The following is a 21,961-nucleotide window of genomic DNA, read 5'->3' as shown; positions in this document are numbered from 1 at the left end:
GCTCCGGCTCGTGCGGCCGGGGAAGTGTGCCGTGGTCAAACCCCGATCCGATGAACCGAGATCTGTCGGGCACCTGTGCGGCAGGAGCCGTTCCTGCCACCCTGGAAGCCAGGGGATATCGCTTCGCGGCCAGCCCCGGCAGACCCGACGGGATCGACGGGATCGACGGGGGATAACTGATGACAGGCTTCCTGACGGACTTACCGACCTTCTGGGCCTTCGCGGTCGTCTGGGTCGGCGCTTTCGCGACATTCATGGCGTACTCGCTGGTCCGCCTCCGCTACGTGCTCCGGCGTGACCGGCAGGTAATCGGACGCTTCTTCGAAACCGGTGCCGCCAAGCCCGTTCTCGCCATGTACCACCTTGAGGGAGAGCGGGCGGCCACACAGGCCGGGATCCTGCTGCTGTCTCCCAGGCGCCGCCCCTCCCGCGGCCGACACCGGACGGTCCGGGAAACACGACCGGAATCGCACCCCCTGCTGACGACACTCCAAACGGCCGTTCACGACGCCGCGGGGAGCGGCTCTGTGGAGGAGGTGATGGCATCACCCCGCTTCCCGGCCTTCAGCGCCCAGTTGCGGCAGGCAGCGCGGCGCGACCTTCCCGCACGTCGGACGCGCAACGTGCCCGGCGAGAGGGAAGCGTGGGCAGCGGTGTTCGGTCTGTTCGCCGTTCTCGTCCACGGCATCGGGTTCTACGTCCGTCAGCCGGACGCGAACGGACTCTGGTTCGTGATCGCCCTGGCTGTGCATGTGCCGGCGGCAGTCTGGCTCGCGATCGCGGACGCGAGAATGGGGCAGGATCAGTGGCCCGAGTTCGAGGCGCTGTGCGAGCGCTGCGTTACCGGGGCGCAGGTCCGCGTCCGTAGACCGAAGCGGGCTACCGGTACGGATCCTGCCCGAACCTCCGGCTGGGCCAACGACGGCGGTGTCGGCGCATCCAGTTCGTGCGGCGGTGGCGGCTGCGGCGGCGGGCTATGAGCCGGCCGCGGCCGTACCCAGAATGCGACGGTCGCTCTCGGGTTCCAATCGTCAGATGTGTGCGCGCTGAAGTCGTCGAACTCGTGGTTGATGCAGTCGGCGAGGTCGGCACCGTAGTAGTAGACGATGTCGGTGCGAGTTTTCAGCAGCAACTGCTGGCCTCGGCGGTGACCTGGAGCCGTGCAGCCAGTGCGGTGGCATTGGTGGGCTTGGTGGGCTTGGTGGCGCGGACGATCGCGGAGTGCATGCCGTCGGCAACGCTATGGGTGGGGGTGATCTCGATGTCGGTGAATCCGGCGGCTTCGAGGCCGTGGCGGTATTCGTTGAAGGAGAGGGCTCCGGCGATGCAGCCGACGTAGTCGCCGCGTTCTGCCCGCTGCTCAGGGGTGAGGGTGTCGTCGGCGACGACGTCGGAGATCCCGATCCGGCCGCCGGGGACCAGGACGCGGTAGGTCTCGGCGAAGACCGCGGGCTTGTCGGTGGAGAGATTCACGACGCAGTTGGAGATGACGACGTCGATCGTGTTCGCGGGCAGCGGGATGGCCTCGATGGCGCCCTTGAGGAACTCGACGTTGGTCACGCCCGCCTTCTTCTGGTTGGCCAGGGCCAGGGCCAGCATCTCCTCGGTCATGTCGAGTCCGTATGCCTTGCCGGTGGCGCCGACCCGGCGGGCGGAGAGGAGGACGTCGATGCCGCCGCCGGAACCCAGGTCGAGAACCCGCTCGCCCTCGTGCAGGTCGGCAACCGCGGTCGGGTTCCCGCAGCCGAGGGAGGCGGCGACGGCCTCGGCGGGCAGTTCGTCGCGTTCGCCTGCCGCGTAGAGGGCTCCGCCGAAGTTCTCGTCGACCTCGATGGCGTCCGGTCCGCAACACGCGCTGCCACCTTCGGTGACCTGGACCGCGGCGGCGGCATAGCGCTGGCGGACGGTTTCGCGCAGGTCGGTGGACTGCTCGATCATGACCTTCACTCCTCGAAGACAGGGCTGTGGCAGACCCTGGAACGGGCTGCATTGACGATTCTCGATGCAACCTTGCGCGCTGGATCGAAAAACGTCAACATAGAAGCATGTCGAAACAAGAGCTGGTCGTGCTCGGCCAGGACGGTGCCGGGGGATGCTGCCCGACGCTGCTGAGTGCGCCCATGGGCGAAGATCAGGCCGTTGAACTGGCGAAGGTGTTCAAGGCCCTGGGTGATCCGGTGCGGCTGCGACTGCTGTCGATGATCGCCTCGCGGGAGGGCGGGGAGATCTGCGTCTGCGACCTCACCCCAGCCTTCGATCTCTCCCAGCCGACGATCTCCCACCACCTGAAGCTGCTGAAGCAGGCCGGTCTGATCGACTCCGAGCGCCGGGGGACGTGGGTGTATTACCGGCTGCTGCCCACGATGACCGACCACCTCGCAGCTGTCCTCGCCAACCCGCGGACTCAGCCCCTTGAGCCCATGGAAACTCCGGCCGGGGCCGCTTCGTGAGCGAGACAACCATCGATCCGGCAGGGCCGGTCGCGGCCCGGCTGTCGTTCCTGGACCGGTTCCTCGCCGTGTGGATTCTGGCCGCGATGGTCGCCGGCCTGGGGCTGGGCCGCCTGGTTCCCGGGCTCGGGGACGCGTTGGCGAAGGTGACGGTCACCGGGGTCTCGCTGCCGATCGCGCTCGGCCTGCTGGTGATGATGTATCCGGTGCTGGCGAAGGTCCGCTATGACCGGCTCGACACCGTCACCCGAGACCGCCGCCTGCTGATCCCGTCCCTGGTGCTGAACTGGGTGGTGGGCCCGGCCCTGATGTTCGCCCTGGCCTGGATCTTCCTGCCCGACCTCCCCGAATACCGGACCGGCCTGATCATCGTGGGGCTCGCCCGGTGCATCGCGATGGTCATCATCTGGAACGACCTCGCGTGCGGTGACCGGGAGGCCGCGGCTGTCCTTGTCGCCCTCAACTCCGTGTTCCAGGTCCTCGCGTTCAGCCTGCTCGGCTGGTTCTATCTCTCCGTCCTGCCCGGCCGGCTCGGGCTGGAGACGACCGGGCTGAACGTGTCGGTCTGGGAGATCGCCCGCAGCGTCCTGATCTTCCTGGGCATCCCGCTGCTGGCCGGGTTCCTGACCCGCAAGCTGGGCGAGAAGGCCAAGGGCCGTGACTGGTACGAGGCGGAACTGATCCCCCGCATCGGGCCGTTCGCCCTCTATGGGCTGCTGTTCACGATCGTCGTGCTGTTCGCCCTGCAAGGCGACGCGATCACCTCGCAGCCGGTCGATGTGCTGAGGATCGCTCTGCCGCTGCTGGTCTACTTCGCCGTCATGTGGGCCGGATCGCTGGCCGTCGGCAAGGCGGTCGGCCTGGAGTATCCGAAGGCCACCACCCTCGCGTTCACCGCCGCGGGCAACAACTTCGAGCTCGCCATCGCGGTCGCCATCGCCACCTTCGGCGCCACTTCTGGGCAGGCCCTGGCCGGGGTCGTCGGCCCGCTCATCGAGGTCCCCGTCCTGATCGGCCTGGTCCATGTCGCCCTGGCCGCCCGCCGCTACTTTCCCCAGTCCGAGCCCCTGACGGCCCCCGCGGGCGCCGTCGAGGAAGGGTCCTCCCGTGCCTGAATCCGTGACCGTGAAGCCGTCTGTGCTCTTCGTGTGCGTCCATAACGCGGGCCGGTCCCAGATGGCCGCCGCCTTCCTCACTCACCTCTCCCAGGGACAGGTCGAGGTCCGCTCGGCCGGGTCGGCCCCGGCCGACGCTGTGAACCCGGCCGTCGTGGAAGCGATGAAGGAGATCGGCGTCGACCTGTCCGCGGAGTCCCCGAAGGTCCTCACCACCGAAGCCGTGCGGGCATCGGATGTGGTGATCACCATGGGCTGCGGAGACGCCTGCCCGGTCTTCCCCGGCAAGCGGTATCTCGACTGGAAGCTTCAGGACCCTGCCGGGCAGGGCGTTGATGCTGTCCGGCCGATCCGCGACGAGATCGAGCGCCGTGTCCGCGGTCTCCTGGACGAGCTGCTGGCCGCATAGCCGCGTACTGATCAACCGCCCCGGCCACGGCCGCGGGCCCGCCTTCAACGGGCAGGCGACCGGGGCTGGGTGGGCAGGACATGGACGTTGCCAGCCTGCTCGGTCAGCTGGAGCCGGAGCTGCCGGTTCTCCATCACGACCTGGTGCAGTGCGCCGACCGGTGCCTCGTTGTCGGCCTTGAGCCGTTCGGCCTCCTTCAGGGCCTCGGCCCGCAGTTCCTTGGCCTTCACGAGCTGCCGACGCACCGCTTCTCGCTGTCGGGTTCTCGCTGTCGGGTATCTCGCCGCGGGCCCGGACCTTCTCGTAGAACTCGTTCTTGAGGTCAAGGTGCCGCTGGGTGAGGACATTGCGAGGAACGTCGGCCGCGGTGGCCTCGGTGGCGAGAGCAACGATGGTCAGAGCTCCGTTCGACCGCTGCGGGGTTCCGCCGAGGATGCGGTCCATGGCCGTGCGGATGCGGTCGCGTTCGTCTGGTGCGGGGCTCATGACTGGGGGTCGTCTGGGAGGTCGTGGATGCCGTCGCAGCTGCGGGAGGCATAGCCGGCGCTGGCGGCCGTTCGCATGTGGCCGTACCGAATCGCCAGACCAACCAGCTCTCCCGGGTGGCGGGCGATGTGCCAGGCCAGGGTGGAGCGGAACCGGCCCGTCCCGATTGCGCCGTGCGGGTCCGGCGGGATCACCTCGTGCGGACGCTCCAGACGGAGGGCCATCCGGGAGGCCCAGTCCACGAAGTTCTCCACTCGCTCGCGCAGGGTTTCGGTGCGAAGAGAGACCTCGGTCCCCTGGCCGAAGCCGCCGAACTGGTGGAACTGACTGCCGAAGAGGAGTTCCCCGCCGGGGACGATCCGCTCCAGCACGCGGATGGCAGAGACGACCGGAGTGATCGCGACCCAGGGCACGTCCCGCAGTTCACCGGAGGAGAGGTGGTTGCCGTCCTCGTCAACGGCCTTCTTGTAGACGTATCCGTGGATCACGTGCCGCCGGCCGGTTCCGTCCGGGTGGGGGCAGCAGCCGGACCGCGGGCCGAGGACTACTGGCGGGAAGGGAATATTCCGACCGTGCAGTCTTCCTCCCTCTCACCGTTCAGGCATCATCGTCCAGCTTCTCCACCACGCGGACGGAGATCTCAGCCAGGGTTCGGAGTTCCGACGCGGTGAGATGGTCCAGGAAAAGAGATCGGACGGCCTGCACGTGCAGCGGGGCCGCCGCCGCGATGGCCTCGCGCCCCGCTTCCGTGATCACAGCGAAGGCACCTCGCCCGTCCTCCTGGCACTCCTCCCGTACTACCAGCCCCCGCCCAATCATTCGCGTGATGTGGTGGGACATCCGGCTCTTCTCCCACTCCAGCGCCCGCGCGAGATCCTGATACCGCTGACGGCCCTCTGGCACATCCGTCAGGTTGACCAGGACCGCGTAATCCGCCGCCGGCAAATGGGATTCCGTCTGCAGCAGCCGCGACAGGCGTCCGATCAGCCGCTCATGCAACCGGACGAAACTCCTCCACGCGTGCTGCTCCTCCGCCGTCAGCCAGTTCACCCGGTCAGTCACGAGGCCGAGTGTAGTGAACTGGTCGATGCGTCATCTAGCCGGCTGGGTGTATGCGCCACCGTCGCGGCGCGGCTCGGGCTACGTCTTCACGCCCGACGGGCTGACGGCTGAGCCTCTTGGGTGGCCGCGTGACGGTCGGGGCACGGGGCGGCACTCCGATAGCGGGACCGCCCCGATGCCCCCGCCGTTACGCCCCGGCCGTCTCGGCGACCGGGGTGTTCAGGAGTTGCTGCTCCCAGACCGTCACGATCCCGGTGGCACCCGTGTGCCCCAGGGCCGCCAGCTGGTCCTCCGGCGTGATGCGGTCCGTCCGGGCCCAGTCACGCTGCCACTCGCTCATCACGGCCAGCCAGGTGATCGGCACGACCCCGGCCTGGATCATGCGCCGCACCGCCATGTCGTGAGCCTCGGCCGACACACCCCCGGAGGCGTCGGTCACGACGTAGACATCGAAGCCTTCGCCCGCCGCCTGGATGGCGGGCATGGCCACGCAGATCTCCGTCCACAGACCGGCGATGATCAGCTTCTTGCGTCCGGTGGCCTTCACGGCGTCCACCACGACCTGGTCCTCCCAGGTGTTGATGAAGGTCCTGTTGATCGGCTTCTGGTCAGGAAAGACGTCCTGCAGCGGCGGGATCAGCAGGCCCCCGCGATCTTCCACGACCGTGGTCAGGATCGTCGGGACACCGTAGCCCTTGGCCGCCTTGGCCAATCCCACGACGTTGTTGGTGACCATCATCGGCTCGTGGCTGTGAAGGTTGGCGAACTGGTACGGCTGGTGATCGATCAGCACCAGGACGCTCTCCTCGGGGGTCAGCAGGGCTTCGAGGCCGGCCTTCGGCGACGTGCTCATGGAGATCTCCTCAGGAGTACGGGGCGCGCACAAACCAATTTGGTTGATGCGTCATCTTTTTACATGACGCGTCAACTACTTGTCCAGCGCTGGCAGTTCGGGGGCAGAGAGCTGCTGGCCGGGGCAGCGCGGAGGGGTGACCGCATATGGATCCGGCCCGAGAACCGCGACCAGTACCCGGCCGACTGGCCGGGCCTCTCCCGGGTCGTCAAGGGGCGCGCAGGGCGGCGGTGTGAATGCGAAGGCGAGTGCGGACGTGGTAGTCACTCCGGCCGGTGCCCCAACTGGCACGGACAGCCCACATACGGCACCGGCTCACGCGTCATCCTGACGACCGCGCAACTTTCGCCGGTCGCCGGATCGAGGTCCGGCGCACGGCCGGGAGCGGGCCGGGCGTCTCGCCGCCGGCGGTCTTGCGTACCTCTTCGTTGACGACCTGGACCTCGATTCGTTGACGACCTGGACCTCGATGAGGTCGTTGGGCCGGCAGTCGAGGATGTCGCACAGAGCCGCGAGGGTGTCCATCGACTCCGCTGTGGCGGCTGTGTGACGAGGCGGAAGACCTGCGATCAGGGTGCCGCCAGTGCCTCCGTCGGCGGTAGCCGCGCCGCGCGCACCGCCGGATAGAAGCCCGCCAGGGCGCCGATCACCAGGGTCGAACCGATGCCACCGCCCATACGTGGATCTGCGTCGGGTAGCCGTCGAATCCGAGGTTCTCCTGCGCGTAGGGCCAGCCGACCAGCGCCTGGGTGTCCAGCTGAGGGATCAGCTCGTTGGGCGCGAGCACTCCGATCACGGTGAACCAGCGGTCGCCGAGCCACACGTGGATATCGGGTCCGGCACGGTGCACCCCGAGCTGTTCGGCCGCGCGGGGACCGAGCACCACGGACGGATAGCGTTCATTGGCCGCGTTCAGCCAGCGGCCGTCGGCCAGCGTCGCACCGGTCGTCCCGGGCAGGTTGGTCTTCGCCGCCTTGACAGCGATACCGCTGGTCTCGGCCTCGGGGATGTGGTCGTTGCGGTAGACCTCGGCGTCGACCTCGCCGAGCGCGGTCACCGACTCCACGTCCGGGAGGTTGTCCACCATGTCCACCGACTCGCCCGGCAGACGGGAGGCGTCACCGCTGAGCGACGGCCCCGGTGTGACGGTCAGCAGATTGGTGCCCAGGGCGCTCAGCCGCCTCTCCAGATCCCCCGCGCTGGAGGTGGAGATGCCCACCACGCCCACCATCGCCGCGATGCCGATGGCGATGCCCAGCGCGGACAGGAACACCCGCATCGGCCAGGCCCGCAGACCGTGCCCGCCCACCCGCAGCACATCGGCCGGACTCATCCGGGCCGGGCGGGGGCGTGCGCCGGCCCGCCCCCGTCACCGCCGAGTTGTACGCCGGACACGGTTACCCCCAAGGAACAGCCAAGCCCGGCCCCACGCCCGCTCCTTGCCCGCCCGATGCCCGGTCCCGTACCCGGTCCCATGCCCTGTCCCGTGGCCCGCCCCGTGCCCGGTCCCCGCGCGTTACTCCCCTGTTACGGGCCACACGGCATCCTGACCGGCATGAGAGTGCTGATTGTCGACGACCACCTCGAACTCGCCGAGACGATCGCCGTCGGACTGCGGCAGGAAGTCATGGCCATCGACCTGGCACTGGACGGCCGACAGGCACCGGAGCAGGCCACCGTGTGCGACTACCACGTCATCGTGCTCGACCGGGACCTTCCGCTGATGCACGGCGACGAAGTCTGCCGCGCGCTCATCAAGCACGGCTGCCGCGCCCGCATTCTCATGCTCACGGCCTCCGCCACCGTCGCCGAGCGCGTCGACGGACTGAGCCTGGGCGCCGACGACTACCTGACCAAACCGTTCGCCCTGGCCGAACTGATCGCCCGGATCCGCGCCCTCGCCCGACGCGCACACCCCGCCGTGCCACTGGTACTGACCCACGGCGATCTCTCGTTGTCACCCGCCGAACACACCGCCTGGCGCGCCGGACGCCGACTCGACCTCTCCTCCAAGGAGATGGCCGTACTGGAACTGCTGCTGGCCGCACAAGGAGCGGTGGTGTCCGCGGAGGAACTGCTCGAATGGGCCTGGGACAACGCCACCGACCCGTTCACCAACACCGTGAAGGTGACCGTCAGCCGGCTGCGCCGCAAACTCGGCGACCCGCCCGTGATCGAAACGGTGCCCCATGCCGGCTACCGCGTCTGAAACGGCCGCCCGGGTCCGTATCCGCTGGTCGGCCCGGCTCCGCCTCACCCTCCTGTACGGAACGCTGCTCTTCGTCTCGGGAGCCGCCCTGCTCGCCGTCACCTACCTCCTGGTCGTACAGAGCCCCGCGTCCAAAGGCACCAAAGTCACCACCACCAACGCCTCACACAACGCGGAGACACAAGAAATCACCGCCGAGATCTCCTATGTCGCCGACCGTGAACGCCAACAGGCACAGCGCACCCTCCTCACCCGGTCCGGGATCGCGCTCGGTGTGATGACCGGACTCTCCGGCGGACTTGGCTGGCTGGTGGCCGGACGAGTGCTACGACCCGTACGCGTGATGACGGACCGGGCCCGCCGGATCTCAGCACACAACCTGCACGAACGCCTCGCAATGCCCGGCCCCGCCGACGACGAACTGAAAAACCTCGGCGACACCTTCGACGAACTCCTCACCCGCCTGGACACCGCGTCCAACGCACAACGCCGCTTCGTCGCCAACGCCTCACACGAACTGCGCACCCCACTGACCCTCCAACGCACCATAATCGAGGTCGCCCTCAACACACCCAATCCAGAGGTGAGAACACTGCGGGCAGTGTGCGAACGGGCCCTGGCAATCGGCGAGGACCAAGACCGGCTGATCGAAGCACTGCTGACCCTGGCAAGCAGCCAGAGCGGAGTCTTCCGCACCGAACCACTGGACCTCGCCGACATCGTCACCGGCGTACTCGACGACCTCGCTACAGCGGCCCGGTTGTCCCACGAGAGGCCATCGGATCGCTGTACCAGCCCTTCCAGCGCCTCGGCCACCGCTCCGCACACACCGACGGACACGGCCTCGGACTGTCGATCGTCGCGGCCATCGCCGACGCCCACCACGCCCGGATCGCGACCGCGCAGGGACCGGAAGGCGGACTCGACATCACCATCGCATTCATTTGACGCCCCTTTTGGATAACCGCTATCTATTGGGGGTCGTTGAGGAGGGAGAGAGGCGGGAGATTCGTGCAGGACGTGGTGCTGGCGCTCCTGGTCAAAGAGCCGTTGCACGGTTACGACCTGCGCAGGCGCCTGGCAGCGGCACTCGGTCCGCTCGGGGAGACACTGAACGCGGGGCAGGTCTATGTCACGCTCACCCGGCTAGAGAAGGCGGGTCTGGTCGTCCAAGTGCGTGAGGATGCGGCGGTGCGCGGCCCGAAACGCAAGGTGTTCGCGCCCACCGCGGCCGGGCACGAGCGGGTGGCCGCGTGGATGGCCGAGAGCACCGGGCCCCGGGCGGACGTGACGGAGTTCCATCTGAAGCTGGTGGCCGCCCGCGAGTCCGGCACGACCGATCCGCTCGCGCTCGTGAACGCGCGCCGACGGGAGCTGATGAGCAGCCTCGCCGAAGCCCAGCATGCCGCCCTCGCTCACGACACGGGTTCGGAGGCCGGGCTGCTGTTGGAGGGCGTCGCGCTCCGGTTGCAGGCCGATCTGCGCTGGTTGGAGGCGTGCGACCGGGTCTGGTCCGGCCGCACGACGCGGGGGAAAGGCGGAGGAAACGGATGACGAGAAATGGTCAGCGGGCCCGGTCGCGGTGGCGCGGTACGGAGGACGGCGCGGAAGCGCGCCGGCCGGATGAGGCGGCAGGGCCGGCACTGCGCGCGGTCGGTCTGGCGCGCGTGTACGGCGAGGACGAGAGCGCGATATGGGCCGTTGATGGGGTCGACCTCGACATCCCCGTCGGGCAGACGCTCGCCGTAACCGGGGCCAGCGGCTGCGGCAAGTCCACGCTGCTCCAGCTGCTGGGCGGCCTCGACCGGCCCACCGAGGGCGAGGTGTGGCTCGGCGGACGGCGCATCGACGACCTCAGCGAGCGGGCGCTCGCCCGGCTGCGGCGCCGCTCCCTCGGGTTCGTCTTCCAGGCATACCACCTGGTCGACGAGTTGACCGCGGCGGAGAACGTCGAGCTGCCCGCGCTGCTCGCCGGCGCCTCGCCCCGCACCGCCCGCCGCCGCGCCGCCGCACTCCTCGACCGGGTGGGACTCGCCGACCGGGCCCGGCATCTGCCCTCCCAACTGTCCGGCGGGCAGCGGCAGCGGATCGCCATCGCCCGCGCCCTGGTCAACAAACCGCTGGTCGTCCTCGCCGACGAGCCCACCGGAAACCTCGACAGCGCCTCCACCCACGACATCCTCCGGCTCTTCGACGAGCTGCGCGCCACTGGCCAGACCCTGGTCATGGTCACCCATGACGAGCGCGTCGCCGCCACCGCCGACCGCGTTGTCTCCCTACGCGACGGGACATTGGGCGACGACACCCGCCTGGACGGCCACGGCGCCGGCACCGCACGGCTCGGCGCTCTCTTGAACTGGGAGAACTGACGGTGGGACACCTGCTCCTGATATGGCGCCTGGTACTGCGCGACATGCGTCGCCGCCCCGGCGAGGCCGTCGTCTTCCTGTTCGCCGTCACCATCGCAAGTACGAGCCTGACCCTCGGCCTTGCGACCAGTAACGCCGTCGACACCGGGTACGAGAAGACGCGCGCGGCCACTGCGGGACCCGACATCATCGCCGTCACGACGGCCGCCGATCCGTCCGGCGTGGCCGCAAGCCTCGCGGACACTCCCGGTGTGACCGAGCAGGCCGACCCCGTCTTCGCGTTCGACACGTACATCAAGGCCCACGGCAAGAGCGCGCACTCCGCGGTCGAAGGGCGCGACACCTCTCAAGATGCCGCAGTCGACCAGCCGCTGGTGACCTCCGGAACCTGGGTACGGCCCGGTGGCGCAGTCCTCGAACGCGGCTTCGCGAAAGCACTCGGCGTGAGCGTTGGTGACCACGTCACCGTGAGCGGACGCGACTATCCGGTCGTCGGAACCGCGGTCAGCGCGGCCACCTCGGTGTATCCGTGGAGCGACAATGCGCAAGGGCCCGGGCCTTCCGACTTCGGCGGCAGGATGTGGCTCACCTCCGCGGACACCCGCGAGGCCGCGGGCGACAACTCCGGAGTCCACCTGATCCATCTGAAGCTGGACGATCCCACCGCGACGCAGCAGTGGATGGACACCGCGTTCGCCGACTGGAGCGCGGCCGACGGCTGGGTCAACACCCATGACTGGCAGGGCGTGTTGCAGACCGACAAGGCCATGATCAGGGACATCCAGCCGGCCCTGGTCGTCGGTGGCTGGCTGCTCGCTGTCGCCGCGATCGTCACCCTCGCCGCACTCACGACAGCACGCGCTGCCCGGGACAACCGGCGTGCCGCACTGCTCAAGGCAGTCGGCGCCGGAGCCGCCACCGTCACCGCCGCCCTGGTCACGCAGTACCTCCTGCTCACCCTCTTGGCCACCGCGATCGGTCTGACCGCCGGGGCGCTTGCCGCGCACCGCCTGGTCGACCCCAGCGCCGGGCTGCTCAACACCATCGGTCCTCCGGACTTCGGCACCGTCTTCGCCGCGGTCCTCCTCGCCGTCGTCGTCGCGGTGACGGGCGCGTTCCGCCCTGCCCTGCGCGCGGCCCGCACCAGTACCGTCAATGCCCTGACCGACCCGGCGCATCTACTCACGCGACGCCCGCGCCTCAATGCCGTAACGGCGTATCTGCCCACGTCACTGCTTCTCGGCACCCGGCTGCTCGCACGTCGGCCCGGCCGGGCGGCGCTGGCCTGCGCAGGCGTGGCCGCCACCACGGTCATGGTCACCGCCCTGCTGACCTGGCACACCGAACTCGCCCTGCGGCCCGACTCCGCGCAGTTCGGCCCCATCGAGATACGGGCCGACCAGACCGGTCAGGTGCTGCTCGCCGTCACGCTCGCGCTGGTAGCGATGTCCACACTCAACACCGTGCTCCTCGGCTTGAGCACCGCCGTGCAGGCCCGGCGCGCCCTGTCCGTCGCCCGCACCCTCGGCGCCACACCCGGCCAGGTCATCGCCGCGCTCTGCGTCGCGCAGCTCCTGCCCGCGGTGCCCGGAGTGGCGGCGGGCATTCCGGCCGGGCTCGGCCTGTACTGGTTCTTCGGCACACAGATCGTGCCCCCGGGATCGTGGCTACTCACCACCGGACTTGTCATCCTGCTGGCAGTCGGAGTGCTGACCGCCCTGCCCGCGTGGGCCCACACCCGCAGCCCCGCTGGACGCGCCCTCAACGCCGAACCCGCCTGACGGACCCTTCACCGGAGCCGCCGATCGGTACTCGTCCTCATCGTCCTCGACGGTGTCCGGATCCCGGGAGGGTGCCGGAGACCCAATAGGTGCCTTCGGCCGCGGGCTGGATGCAGGGAATGTCCCAGGTCCATCGCCACGCCGTGCAGCGACTGAAGTGCAGCTCGCCCATCCCCGTCCAGGGGAACAACTGCCGCAGGCACGGCTCCGCGTAGGCCGCTTCGAGGAGTTCGGTGCGTACGCGCCCGTCGTTACGTACGGCCTGCCAGCCCGTCTCGACACTGGCGTTGTCCGATGAGTCGCTGTTCATGGCACCATCATGCATGCCGGGGACCAGCCACCCGGAACCGTGTGACCGGTCGAATGCTCCCTCGAACTTGATCACTCAAGGAGGGAACTGCCGGACGTGGAGGCGGCCTTCGGAGGACCAGAATGGGCCGGCCTCCGAGGGCCGCTCACCCCGTCTTCACCGCGGCGGCGCGCCGCGCGTGCCGGCCGGGTAGCGGTGCCGTGCTGGTGGGCGGCGGCGGGAATCGCGCCGACCGGCTGCACGTCGCCGAAGTCGAACCATTCGCCCTCGCGCCGGTAGTCGGCAAACGCCCGGTGCGGTAGGGCCTCCAGCTCGCCACCAGGGCAAGGGTGTTGCCCCGGTGTCGCCACCAGGGAGGCCGCAGCGGCCTGGCTGCGTTGGTTCAGTCAACGGCGTCGTGCAGCAGATCCCGCAGTGTCAGTGCCGCCGGTAGCGGGGCCGCGGGCAGCGCCACATGGACGGTCCGGCGCAGGGCCGGGTCGGTGAGGCGGCGCAGGACTAGTTCGTCGGGGACCATCCGGGCGGCTAGCGAGGGGACCAGCGCCACCCCCAGTCCAGCGGCCGCGTAGCCGAACTTCCCGGTCCATTCGGCGATCCGGATGATCTTCCTGGGGGTGAAGCCCGCCCGTGCGCAGGCATCGGCGAGCATCGTGGGACGGTCGCCGTATGCGCTGTGAAGCCATGCCTCGTCGTGCAGTTCACGCAGGTCGACCGCTAGGGCTCCGGCCAGGCGGTGCGTGCGCGGGAGAGCCACGAACAGTTCGTCCTCGCACAGCACGGTCGTTGTGACACCGTCGGCCGGCGGCAGACCAGACGGGTAGTCGCTGACGACGGCAAGGTCCAACGCCCCGTCCGCGAGGCGCTCCATCAGTGTGTCGGTCCCGCCCTCGACCGCGATGACCTCGACATCCGGCTTGGCGTGCTGGAGTGCCCGCAGGGCGGTGGGCACGAGCGAGATGTTGGCGGTGGCGAAGGCTCCCGTGTGCAGCAGTCCGCCGTTCCCCGCGTTCAGCACGGCCAGCTCCCGCGCCGCCCGCGACAGCCGGTCGAGCACCTCCGTGGCGTGCCGGTGCAGCGTACGGCCGACGGGATTGAGCCGTACGCCCCGAGGGAGCCGTTCGAACAGCGGTCCGCCCGCCTGCTTTTCCAGCGCGGCGATCCGCCGGGATACCGCGGACTGTGTGTAATTGAGCCGCGCCGCCGCCTTGGTGAACGATCCGGTCTCTGCCACGGCCACGAGCAGCCGAAGCGCGTCGATCTCGAACACGCCACTCCCCCTTCATGATTCTCCGGGCATCGCCTCTCGCCTTCCCACGACCCATTCTCCAGACGCATGGGTCTTATGCAATCCAGTCGCTGGTGGAATGCCTCAGCTCGCCCTAACGTCGTTCACACGGTGGGGGCTTCGTAGGCGGAACAGCCCCGCCGCATCGATACCCATGAAGTCCGAGGGGGAAGTGTGTCGTCACAACGGTTAGCACGGCGGGGAGTTGGCATGGGGCGGGACCGATGACGCGGGGGGCCGCTGTCGAACTGCCGGCGATGCTGGCCGATCTGGCGGAGCTCGTGCGCTGCGAGTCCTTCTCGGCCGACCACGCGGCGGTGGCGCGAAGCGCCGAGGTGGTGGGAGCGCTCGGGAGGAGGCTGCTGGGGGCCGGGCCGGAGACGATTGTGATCGACGGTGTGACCCATCTGCGGTGGACATTCGGCACCCCGCGGGTCCTGCTGGTAGGACATCACGACACGGTGTGGCCCATGGGCTCGATCAAGAGCCACCCCTGGTCGGTGGTCGACGGGATCGCCCGCGGGCCCGGGGTCCTGGACATGAAGGCGGGCCTGGTGCAGATGTTCCATGCCCTGGCCTCGCTTCCGTCCCCGGACGGGGTGGGCATACTGGTCAACGGGGACGAGGAGGTCGGCTCGGCGACCTCCCGGCAGTTGATCGAGGAATCCGTACGAGGGTGCGCGGCCGCCTTTGTTCTGGAAGCGTCCGCGGACGACGAGGGTGCGCTCAAGACCGCCCGCAAGGGCACTTCGCGGTACGAGGTCGTCGTGCATGGCAGGGCGGCGCACGCGGGTCAGGAACCGCGGAAGGGGATCAACGCCGCGGTCGAGGCCGCTCACCAGGTGCTGTCCATCGCCGGTCTCGGGGCCGCGATGGGTGACGTCGACGGCGCCGACGCCGTGCTGGGCTCCGCGACCGTCACGCCCACCCTGCTGTCGGCCGGCAGTGCACGCAACACGGTGCCCGCGCTGGCGCGGGTGTCGGTGGACGTGCGCGTGCCGACCCCGGTGGCGCAGGACCGGATCGACGCGCTCCTGCGGGGGCTCACACCGCGGGTGCCCGGCGCCCGGCTGGAGGTGCTGGGCGGCAGCCAACGGCCGCCCATGCAGCCGGGTTCCTCCGCCGAACTGTTCGCCCTCGCCACCCAACTCGCCGCGGAACTGGGCCAGGAACCGCTGCGGGGGCTCGCCGTCGGCGGCGCCTCGGACGGCAACTACACCGCGGCTGCGGGCTGTCCGACGCTGGACGGCCTGGGCGCCGTGGGCGGTGGCGCTCACGCGAACACCGAGTACGTCAAGGTCGGGCAGATGGTCCCCCGCACCCTTCTGCTCGCTCAACTCATCAAGCGGACACGGCGCCGGCCCGGCCGTGACCGGCGTGGCTCTGTGTGAAACGCGGCTGGGACTTTCTCCCAGCGCCTCGAATCCGGTGCTGCCGTTACTGCTGTTGCTGCCGTCCCGTCAGCCGCACCTTGATGGCGGACGGCCGGTCCGAATCGATGGGGAGATCATGACTCTGCTCCAGGGGAGACGATTCATCATGCGACACGGTGTGGACGGGCTCGGCCTCGGCGAGAAGCTCGGTAGCTATCCCATCGCGGGAGTGGGAGGCGGCCTGGCGCAGATGGCGCGGCGGGTCGGTGTGGTGCTGTACGTCATCTTGATCGTCTGCTTGGTAGCCATCACACCGCCGGCGGCGTTCGCCAAGGGCGCCGTCATGACAGCGGTGGTGTTCGTCCTGTTCGGCCTCATGCTGGCATGGCGTCGTCTGTCCGCCGGATTCGGACTCAGACGGTGCTACCTCTACACGGACGGCCTGGTTGTCACCAATCTGTTCGGCGGCGTGCAGGACGCGGTGGCGTGGAGCGAGGTGACCGTGCTGAACCGGATGAGCGGCGCGTCGCTCTTCATGACCTTCCACCGGGTCGAGATCGCACGGCACGGCCTCAGGCCCCTGGCGTTCCTGGCGCTGGGCCTGAAGCCCCCGCTGGTGGACGCTCTGGTGAGCCAGCTGGCCAAGAACGGTATTCGCTGAGTGCGGCACGTGCCGACCGAGTCGACGCCGTGGCGGACGTTGATGATGCGTGGCCGCAGTCGCCGCGTCCGCCGCACCCGCGGCCTTGTCGCCGGGCAAAGAGTTCGTCCTGTCGTCCTGTCGCAGTGCATCCGTTTCAACGGTATGGGAAGCGCTGTGATTGTGGTGACGGTCAGCGTCGCCGCCGGCGTCTGGGTGATCTTGGTGGATCGAGCCTTGTTGTGGGCAGAGCGCCGTGGACCGACCGCCCGCCGAGCTCAACCCCCGGCACCCGCTTGTCGCAGGTACCGGGGGTACTTCCGGAATGGAACGAGGGGATCACGACGGACGGAAGGCCATTCCAGCTGTCAGTAGAGCTCGATCTTGTCGACCCGGTTGTTCCAGGTGCCGCCACAGGGGGCAGGGCGCGGAATTTTGCTGAAGTCGGGGGCGCGGTCGCCGGGTTCGAAGGCGAGTACCCATTCTGGGCAGGCACTGTCGATCAGCACGACAAGGCCGGAGCGGGCGTTGTACGCGCTTGAGCCCTGGTTCATCATGTCCCCCTCCTGTAACTGCCAGGTTCCGGCACCGATGCGCCAACGCCAGAGGCCGTTGGAGTTGTAGTCGGTCCATTCCCAGATGCAGAAACGGCCCGAAGCGCAGTCGCCCAGCGACATCGGCGAGAGCGTGCTGTGCTCGGCACCAGGGGCGGCACCCAGGGTGTCGAGGGCCGCGGCCTTGCTGTCGTAGCAGCGGGCGCTTCCGCCGACTGTCTGGAGACAGTAGCCGCTGCGGGGGCTCTGAACACCGTTGCTGTCGGCTCCCGCGGATGAAACCGTCCCTCCGAGGAGGAGCAGCGCGGCCGCCGTCACCATGAGGGTGCGGAACGATCCCCCTCTGCTCCGCAGGGAGGCCAACGGCCTCAGATAAGAACGGATCGCGTGACGCATTTCGTGTTCTCCTTATGTGGTTTCTGTTTTTGAGCGCGCACGTGTGTCGGACCAGGCTCGTGACGTGCGAGATTGAGGGAAAACTCGCATCAGGGAACGAGTGGCGTTCGCTGTTGGGGCGAATCCTTCTTGGCAAGGAGAAGTTATCCGTCATGGACTTACGCCTATTTGACGCTCCGTGCACAATCCCTTGATGATGCGTGCACACGGCTTGCGGATCACGGCGGGAAGCAGTGCTTGGTGCTCTGTCGGCGACGACTGTCCGGCTCTGTACGTGTCGGAGCAGTGTTTTCACAGCAGTTCGGGAGGCACTTCGGCGCCCGGCACTCAGCACAGGCGTCCGAGGTGGATGACGCTGACGCGGATCTGTTGGGTGATGATCTCGTACATCACCCGACAGGCCCCGACGTGAGCGCGCAGGATGTCGGCGCTGCCGAACGCGCCCTCGGGCCGCCGCGGTTCGTCCACGGCCCGGACTTTCGGCCCACCCACGACGTCACTGTGACCTGGGCCTCCTCTTTCGGATCACTCTCACGGGCACAGGCCGAACGGCTCATGGTCCGCGAGTCCGAGGCCCGGGACCGTCCGGCGTTCATCCAGGTCCTGTCCGGTCGATCTTCGTGGATCAGCCTGCGGCGTCCGGTGCCGTGCATCGTAAGGCGGAGGATCGCTCTCGTACTGAACGTACTTGGGCGACCCCGACAAGGCGGCGAGGTGCGGTCGTCGTCGCGGGCCCGCGACGACGTTCACAGACCGTCTTCCAAGGCCCGAACCGTTCAGGCAGGTCACGCCACTGCACCCCGGTCCGCATCCGGTGCAGGATCCCGACCCAGACACGAAGCAGTCGCATGGGCCGGGCGTACGACCTGTTCCGCCGCTGGCAGCGGGACGGCACCTGGCACCGGATCTTCACCCTCTCAGGTCATGCCTCCGACAGGAGGGAACGGTCATGCTGGGCTCGGAGGCCGGCGGCCCTCTCGCAGGACCGCGAAGAACATAACGGGGGATGCATGGCCGACGAGAAGCAGCGGGGCCAAGGCGAGGGAGATGTCGCGGGGCTCCGGTCCTGGGCCGCCGTCGCCGTTCGCCAGGCGCACGAGCTGTGGCCCCACGCGCGGCAGAATCCGCGGCCGGCCGCGTTGCGGTTCGTGACCGAGCATCTGGCCACCGTCGAGAGGCTGTTACCGGCGGAGGATCCGGCCCGGGCGGCCGTGGTGCCCTGGCTCGGGCTGCTGATGCGGGCGCGGCTCAAGGGCCGGCCCGACGCCGATCCACAGGAGTGGGCGGCCGCCCTGAGGCATCTCCGGTGGACCGACCGTGCCATGCCGCTGAACGACCAGCTCGCCATGACGGCCCGGAGCAACCTGGCCGAACTGCTCATCCCGCCGGGCATTCCTCCGGAGGTAAGCGACGGCTCCGGGCCGCCGGCCCTGGCCGAATCGCTGCGGGAGCAGCTGACCGAGGCCCTGAACGTTCTCGCCCGCATCGTCGCCGGTGACCTGACGACGCGGGAGAGGGTAGTGGCCGTCATGGAGCGCGTCGCGACGCTGCTGTCCTCGCTCCCCGACCCGCCCGGGGGGAGTTCGCCGTCCCTGCCCCAGGAGGGCAACGATGCTGAGGAGGCGGGGCCGGCCGGTGTGGTGCCCCGCACGGAGCCCGTGGAGGAGGTGCCGGCCGACGCCGTCCAGGGGGTGGTGGACTGGGCGCGCCGGGACGCGGTGCGTTTCGCGCGCCTGCTGGAGTGGCTGTGCGTCACCGTGAACGATCCCCGGGTCTCCATGGCGGACGCCGGCCGGGAGCTGGCGGATCTGGGCCTGGACCAGCCGGAGTTCGCGCCGCTGCGCGCACTGCTCGCCGCGCTCAGATCGGGCGGGCAGGATCCCCGGTCGCTCGCCGAACGCGTCCACAGCGCCGCGCAGGCGGCCAAGGAGGCGTTGCTCGCCATGCCTACGGACGCACCCGAGCGGATCCGCGTCGCCAAGTTCCACGCGGCCCTGCTGGTGGCGGGGAACCTCCGGATGCCAGAAACACTGGACTTCGGCGAGGTGGACATGGCCGCGATGCGGCCGGACCCCGACCCCGCGGCGCGTTCGGCCTGGCGGCGAGAGCTGAGCCTGGAACTGATCCTGGCCACCTCGATCGACAACCTGTGGGTGTCGAACGGTGAGATCGCGCGCGTGGAGCGGAGCGCGGCATGGCTCCGGGAATGGATCGACGCCCTTCCGGCGGACGGGGCGAAGGCCGCGGCCGCCCGGCGGTTCCTGGCCATCCTCCTCGCCCATCGCGTTGCCACCGCCGCCACGCTCGGAGGCAGCCTCCAGGATGGCGTCGCCGCACTGTCGATGGTCAAGGTGCTGTCCGCCGCCGATGAACGCGACGATGTCCAGGCGCTGTTCAGCCTCGTCACCGGGTTCCTGCAGGCCCGCCGCAGCCGGGACCAGGCCACGCTGGCCCGCACGGCAGAGGAACTGATCCAGACGCTGAGCGACCGGTACGCCTCCCCCGCGCCCGACGTGGGCACACGCTTCGTCATCACCGGCACGCTGGGCCTGGCCCACAGCGAACGTGCCGCCTGGACCGGAGACCAGGCCGACCTTCGCGCCGCCGCCCGGTACCTGCGGGAGGCGGTGGAGACCGATCCGGCCACGGTCCCGCCACTGTTCGCACCGTACTTCCCCACTGCGCGGGCCCAGATGATGGCCCAGCTGGCCAGGACCGACCCCCGCCGGGAGGTCATCGACCGCGCCATCGAGGAGGTCCACCGGGTGATCGAGGAATCGTGGACGTCGCCCTGGGAAGAAGCCCGGCTGCGGCTCGCCCTCGGCCAGGCCATGCTCCGCGCGACCACCCACCGCAGTGACCTCAGCCTGCTCGACCCGTGCATCACCGAGCTGAGCCGGGCCCGTGCCCTGGCCGCCGAAGGCCACGGCCTGCCGTTGAACGTCGAGGTTCTGACGGAGCTGTCCACGGCCCACTGGATGAGCGTGGTGACCGGCGGCGGCCGCGCGAGTGAGGACCGGAAGGCGAGCCTGGACACTCGCCGCGAGGCACTGGAGCTGATGGCCGCCGATGTCCTCCTTCAACTCGGCGCCGAGCACGCCCTGTCGGTGGCCAGGACCGCGACCGGCCACGCGCTGTGGCTGGCCCTGCGGTGCGCCGAGGACCACCGCCCCGCCGAGGCCGTGGAGGCGCTGGAGCTGGGTCGGGCCCTGGTGCTCCAGACGGCCGCGGCCGCACACGGCGTGCCCCGGCTGCTGGCGGACCGGGGTCACTCCGACCTGGCCGAACGGTGGCGGGCACAGGCACCGCGGCATCCACTCCAACGAGGTCCGAGCGGGGAGGACCGGGTTGAGGTGGACGCGGGCGAGGGGCATCCGGCTGAGGGGGATCCGCTTCGGCCGGGGGGAGCGGCCGTGGTGCCGGCCCAGGCCCCCGGCGCTGAGCTGCCGAGCAGCCTGCGGCGCAGGGCGCTCGCCGTACTGGAGGCGGGAAACGGCACCGGCGCACGGGAGTTGCTCGGCACTCCGGACGTCGCCGCGCTGACCGCCGCGCTGGCCGCCTCGGGGGCCGACGCGCTGGTCTACCTGGTCCCCGGCGAGGGCTTCCGCCCCCACATCCCGGGACGCGCGCTGATCCTGCGCCCCGGCAGCGCCGAGCCCGCCGTGCTTGCCCTGCCGCTGCTGCTCTCCCCAGGTAGTCACCAGCTGGAGCGTTACCTTGCCGCCGCCGCCGACCGTTCCCGCAAGGCGGCCGACCCGGACGCGTCGCGTGCGTCGTGGGAGGCCGCCGAGACGGAATGGCGGGCGGCGCTGAGCGAGCTGTGCGACTGGGCCTGGCCCGCCGCCGTAGGACCGGTCCTCGGCTCCCTGGAACCCCTCGGCCGCCCGCCGAGGATCGTACTGATCCCCTGCGGCCCCCTCGGCGTCGTCCCCTGGCACGCGGCGCGCGAGCACATCCCGCTGGGGGGTTTCCGGTACGCCTGTCAGGACGCGGTGTTCAGCTACGCCCCGTCCGGGGCGCAGTTCCTGCGGGCCGCCGCCCGCGACCGGCTGCCCACCAGCGGGCGCCGGGTGCTGGTCACCGACCCGCGGCTCAGCCTGGTGTGGGCCGAGATCGAGACGGAGGCGCTGCGTTCGGCCTGCTACCCGGACGCCCGGCGCTACGGCGAGTTCGTGGCGGCCGAGGGCGTGCCGGATGCGCCGGGTAGCTGCGAGGACCTGCTGGCCGTGCTGCCGGGAGGCGGTCAGCCGGCGGCGGTCGTGCACATGTCCTGCCACGGCGTGGCCGGTCCGAGTCCCACGCGATCGGCGCTGTCGCTGGCCGATGGCGAGCTGACCGTCGCCCGGATCCTGGACCACGCCGCGACCGCGGCGCCCGGCCCGGACGGCCCGCTGGTCGTGCTCAGCGCCTGCGAGACCGACCTGAGCACGGGCGACCACGACGAGGCACTGACTCTCTCCACCGCCTTGGTCGCCCGGGGCGCGGCCGACGTGATCGGCTCCCGCTGGGCCGTCAACGACAGCGCGACCGCGCTGATGATGGCCGTCTTCCACCACTTCCTCACCAGCCAGGAGCTAGGGCGTGTTGCGAAAGTAGCGCCGTCCGCCCGCAGGGCGGGGCCTGCGGCGTCCGGTGCGTGCGATCGCAAGGCGGAGGGGCACCCCAGTAC

Annotated in this window: 23 protein-coding genes and 2 pseudogenes; 13 read left to right on the top strand and 12 right to left on the bottom strand. The window is 69.7% G+C overall.

Annotated features, from left to right (window positions below):
- Nucleotides 1-179 precede the first annotated feature (179 nt).
- On the top strand, nt 180-980 hold the full coding sequence (locus tag AB0M67_RS39610) for a hypothetical protein (RefSeq protein WP_365752828.1): 801 nt from the start codon (nt 180-182) through the stop codon (nt 978-980).
- Nucleotides 981-1,122: 142 nt separating this feature from the next.
- Here AB0M67_RS39610 and arsM read toward each other — a convergent pair whose 3' ends face one another.
- Nucleotides 1,123-1,938: an arsenite methyltransferase gene (gene arsM / locus AB0M67_RS39605; RefSeq protein ID WP_365752827.1), complete on the bottom strand. Its 816-nt coding sequence runs from the start codon at nt 1,936-1,938 to the stop codon at nt 1,123-1,125.
- Nucleotides 1,939-2,045: 107 nt separating this feature from the next.
- Between arsM and AB0M67_RS39600 the strand changes: the two genes are divergently transcribed.
- Genes AB0M67_RS39600 through AB0M67_RS39590 form a run of 3 tightly spaced genes read left to right on the top strand, consistent with a single transcriptional unit; the run spans nt 2,046 to nt 3,974 of the window.
- Nucleotides 2,046-2,450: a metalloregulator ArsR/SmtB family transcription factor gene (locus tag AB0M67_RS39600; protein WP_365752825.1), complete on the top strand. Its 405-nt coding sequence runs from the start codon at nt 2,046-2,048 to the stop codon at nt 2,448-2,450.
- On the top strand, nt 2,447-3,565 hold the full coding sequence (arsB, locus tag AB0M67_RS39595) for an ACR3 family arsenite efflux transporter (RefSeq protein WP_365752823.1): 1,119 nt from the start codon (nt 2,447-2,449) through the stop codon (nt 3,563-3,565). Before AB0M67_RS39600 ends, arsB begins: the two co-directional genes overlap by 4 nt.
- On the top strand, nt 3,558-3,974 hold the full coding sequence (locus AB0M67_RS39590; protein ID WP_365752821.1) for an arsenate reductase ArsC: 417 nt from the start codon (nt 3,558-3,560) through the stop codon (nt 3,972-3,974). Before arsB ends, AB0M67_RS39590 begins: the two co-directional genes overlap by 8 nt.
- Nucleotides 3,975-4,018: 44 nt before the next feature.
- Here AB0M67_RS39590 and AB0M67_RS39585 read toward each other — a convergent pair whose 3' ends face one another.
- From AB0M67_RS39585 to AB0M67_RS39560, 6 genes are all read right to left on the bottom strand, one after another.
- The gene (locus AB0M67_RS39585; RefSeq protein ID WP_365752819.1) at nt 4,019-4,219 is read right to left on the bottom strand and encodes a hypothetical protein; all 201 of its coding nucleotides are present in this window, start codon (nt 4,217-4,219) and stop codon (nt 4,019-4,021) included.
- Nucleotides 4,220-4,456: 237 nt separating this feature from the next.
- Nucleotides 4,457-4,948: a hypothetical protein gene (locus AB0M67_RS39580; RefSeq protein ID WP_365752817.1), complete on the bottom strand. Its 492-nt coding sequence runs from the start codon at nt 4,946-4,948 to the stop codon at nt 4,457-4,459.
- Nucleotides 4,949-5,057: 109 nt separating this feature from the next.
- Nucleotides 5,058-5,510, bottom strand: a complete 453-nt coding sequence (locus AB0M67_RS39575; protein ID WP_365752815.1) for a MarR family winged helix-turn-helix transcriptional regulator — start codon at nt 5,508-5,510, stop codon at nt 5,058-5,060.
- A gap of 199 nt (nt 5,511-5,709) precedes the next feature.
- Nucleotides 5,710-6,375 carry a hydrolase gene (locus tag AB0M67_RS39570; protein WP_365752814.1) on the bottom strand — a complete coding sequence of 222 codons (666 nt, stop codon included), beginning with the start codon at nt 6,373-6,375 and terminating at the stop codon, nt 5,710-5,712.
- Between the two features lie 315 nt (nt 6,376-6,690).
- Nucleotides 6,691-6,900, bottom strand: a complete 210-nt coding sequence (locus tag AB0M67_RS39565; protein ID WP_365752812.1) for a helix-turn-helix domain-containing protein — start codon at nt 6,898-6,900, stop codon at nt 6,691-6,693.
- Between the two features lie 121 nt (nt 6,901-7,021).
- The gene (locus AB0M67_RS39560; RefSeq protein WP_365752810.1) at nt 7,022-7,708 is read right to left on the bottom strand and encodes an ABC transporter permease; all 687 of its coding nucleotides are present in this window, start codon (nt 7,706-7,708) and stop codon (nt 7,022-7,024) included.
- A 222-nt stretch (nt 7,709-7,930) separates the two neighbouring features.
- Between AB0M67_RS39560 and AB0M67_RS39555 the strand changes: the two genes are divergently transcribed.
- The 6 genes and pseudogenes from AB0M67_RS39555 (at nt 7,931) to AB0M67_RS39530 (ending at nt 12,734) form a co-directional block, all read left to right on the top strand.
- On the top strand, nt 7,931-8,584 hold the full coding sequence (locus tag AB0M67_RS39555; RefSeq protein WP_365752808.1) for a response regulator transcription factor: 654 nt from the start codon (nt 7,931-7,933) through the stop codon (nt 8,582-8,584).
- Nucleotides 8,565-9,209: pseudogene (locus tag AB0M67_RS39550) on the top strand (HAMP domain-containing protein); the annotation flags it as partial. The gene AB0M67_RS39555 and the pseudogene AB0M67_RS39550, both read left to right, overlap by 20 nt.
- On the top strand, nt 9,188-9,532 hold the full coding sequence (locus AB0M67_RS39545) for an ATP-binding protein (RefSeq protein WP_365752880.1): 345 nt from the start codon (nt 9,188-9,190) through the stop codon (nt 9,530-9,532). The pseudogene AB0M67_RS39550 and the gene AB0M67_RS39545, both read left to right, overlap by 22 nt.
- A gap of 63 nt (nt 9,533-9,595) precedes the next feature.
- Complete coding sequence (locus AB0M67_RS39540) at nt 9,596-10,138, top strand: PadR family transcriptional regulator (protein WP_365752806.1); 543 nt, start codon at nt 9,596-9,598, stop codon at nt 10,136-10,138.
- The gene (locus AB0M67_RS39535; protein ID WP_365752804.1) at nt 10,135-10,953 is read left to right on the top strand and encodes an ABC transporter ATP-binding protein; all 819 of its coding nucleotides are present in this window, start codon (nt 10,135-10,137) and stop codon (nt 10,951-10,953) included. The genes AB0M67_RS39540 and AB0M67_RS39535 overlap by 4 nt, the downstream gene beginning before the upstream one ends.
- Before the next feature lie 2 nt (nt 10,954-10,955).
- Nucleotides 10,956-12,734: an ABC transporter permease gene (locus AB0M67_RS39530; RefSeq protein ID WP_365752802.1), complete on the top strand. Its 1,779-nt coding sequence runs from the start codon at nt 10,956-10,958 to the stop codon at nt 12,732-12,734.
- A gap of 37 nt (nt 12,735-12,771) precedes the next feature.
- Here AB0M67_RS39530 and AB0M67_RS39525 read toward each other — a convergent pair whose 3' ends face one another.
- Both AB0M67_RS39525 and AB0M67_RS39520 read right to left on the bottom strand, forming a co-directional pair.
- Nucleotides 12,772-13,044, bottom strand: coding sequence for a DUF6193 family natural product biosynthesis protein (locus tag AB0M67_RS39525; RefSeq protein WP_365752800.1), 273 nt, complete (start codon nt 13,042-13,044; stop codon nt 12,772-12,774).
- A gap of 382 nt (nt 13,045-13,426) precedes the next feature.
- Nucleotides 13,427-14,311, bottom strand: coding sequence for a LysR family transcriptional regulator (locus AB0M67_RS39520; protein WP_365752798.1), 885 nt, complete (start codon nt 14,309-14,311; stop codon nt 13,427-13,429).
- 275 nt (nt 14,312-14,586) lie between these two features.
- Here AB0M67_RS39520 and AB0M67_RS39515 point away from each other — a divergent pair, with 275 nt between their 5' ends.
- Both AB0M67_RS39515 and AB0M67_RS39510 read left to right on the top strand, forming a co-directional pair.
- Nucleotides 14,587-15,720, top strand: coding sequence for a M20 family metallopeptidase (locus tag AB0M67_RS39515; RefSeq protein WP_365752879.1), 1,134 nt, complete (start codon nt 14,587-14,589; stop codon nt 15,718-15,720).
- On the top strand, nt 15,698-16,363 hold the full coding sequence (locus tag AB0M67_RS39510; RefSeq protein WP_365752796.1) for a hypothetical protein: 666 nt from the start codon (nt 15,698-15,700) through the stop codon (nt 16,361-16,363). Before AB0M67_RS39515 ends, AB0M67_RS39510 begins: the two co-directional genes overlap by 23 nt.
- Before the next feature lie 347 nt (nt 16,364-16,710).
- On the opposite strand, the gene AB0M67_RS39505 is transcribed toward AB0M67_RS39510, so the two are convergent.
- The 3 genes and pseudogenes from AB0M67_RS39505 to AB0M67_RS39495 form a co-directional block, all read right to left on the bottom strand.
- Entirely contained in the window at nt 16,711-17,292 is a 582-nt protein-coding gene (locus AB0M67_RS39505; protein ID WP_365752794.1) for a peptidase inhibitor family I36 protein, read from the bottom strand.
- A gap of 327 nt (nt 17,293-17,619) precedes the next feature.
- Nucleotides 17,620-17,760 carry a hypothetical protein gene (locus AB0M67_RS39500; RefSeq protein ID WP_365752792.1) on the bottom strand — a complete coding sequence of 47 codons (141 nt, stop codon included), beginning with the start codon at nt 17,758-17,760 and terminating at the stop codon, nt 17,620-17,622.
- A gap of 274 nt (nt 17,761-18,034) precedes the next feature.
- Nucleotides 18,035-18,187 (bottom strand): annotated as a pseudogene (locus AB0M67_RS39495) (transposase); the annotation flags it as partial.
- A gap of 115 nt (nt 18,188-18,302) precedes the next feature.
- On the opposite strand from AB0M67_RS39495, the gene AB0M67_RS39490 reads away from it, so the two are divergent.
- Nucleotides 18,303-21,961 (top strand): CHAT domain-containing protein (locus AB0M67_RS39490; protein WP_365752791.1); only part of this gene is annotated, 3,659 nt, incomplete at its 3' end.

Source organism: Streptomyces sp. NPDC051662, from assembly GCF_040681655.1.
Taxonomy (GTDB): domain Bacteria; phylum Actinomycetota; class Actinomycetes; order Streptomycetales; family Streptomycetaceae; genus Streptomyces.
The sequence above is the reverse complement of the archived record's forward strand: the minus strand, read 5'-3'. Positions and strand labels throughout refer to the sequence as shown.

Bases quoted from the DNA above. Each gene is read 5' to 3' on its own strand.
- AB0M67_RS39610 (WP_365752828.1), top strand. From the start codon at position 180: ATGACAGGCTTCCTGACGGACTTACCGACCTTCTGGGCCTTCGCGGTC.
- arsM (WP_365752827.1), bottom strand. From the start codon at position 1,938: ATGATCGAGCAGTCCACCGACCTGCGCGAAACCGTCCGCCAGCGCTAT.
- AB0M67_RS39600 (WP_365752825.1), top strand. From the start codon at position 2,046: ATGTCGAAACAAGAGCTGGTCGTGCTCGGCCAGGACGGTGCCGGGGGA.
- AB0M67_RS39570 (WP_365752814.1), bottom strand. From the start codon at position 6,375: ATGAGCACGTCGCCGAAGGCCGGCCTCGAAGCCCTGCTGACCCCCGAG.
- AB0M67_RS39565 (WP_365752812.1), bottom strand. From the start codon at position 6,900: ATGGACACCCTCGCGGCTCTGTGCGACATCCTCGACTGCCGGCCCAAC.
- AB0M67_RS39560 (WP_365752810.1), bottom strand. From the start codon at position 7,708: ATGAGTCCGGCCGATGTGCTGCGGGTGGGCGGGCACGGTCTGCGGGCC.
- AB0M67_RS39555 (WP_365752808.1), top strand. From the start codon at position 7,931: ATGAGAGTGCTGATTGTCGACGACCACCTCGAACTCGCCGAGACGATC.
- AB0M67_RS39535 (WP_365752804.1), top strand. From the start codon at position 10,135: ATGACGAGAAATGGTCAGCGGGCCCGGTCGCGGTGGCGCGGTACGGAG.
- AB0M67_RS39525 (WP_365752800.1), bottom strand. From the start codon at position 13,044: ATGAACAGCGACTCATCGGACAACGCCAGTGTCGAGACGGGCTGGCAG.
- AB0M67_RS39515 (WP_365752879.1), top strand. From the start codon at position 14,587: ATGCTGGCCGATCTGGCGGAGCTCGTGCGCTGCGAGTCCTTCTCGGCC.
- AB0M67_RS39505 (WP_365752794.1), bottom strand. From the start codon at position 17,292: ATGCGTCACGCGATCCGTTCTTATCTGAGGCCGTTGGCCTCCCTGCGG.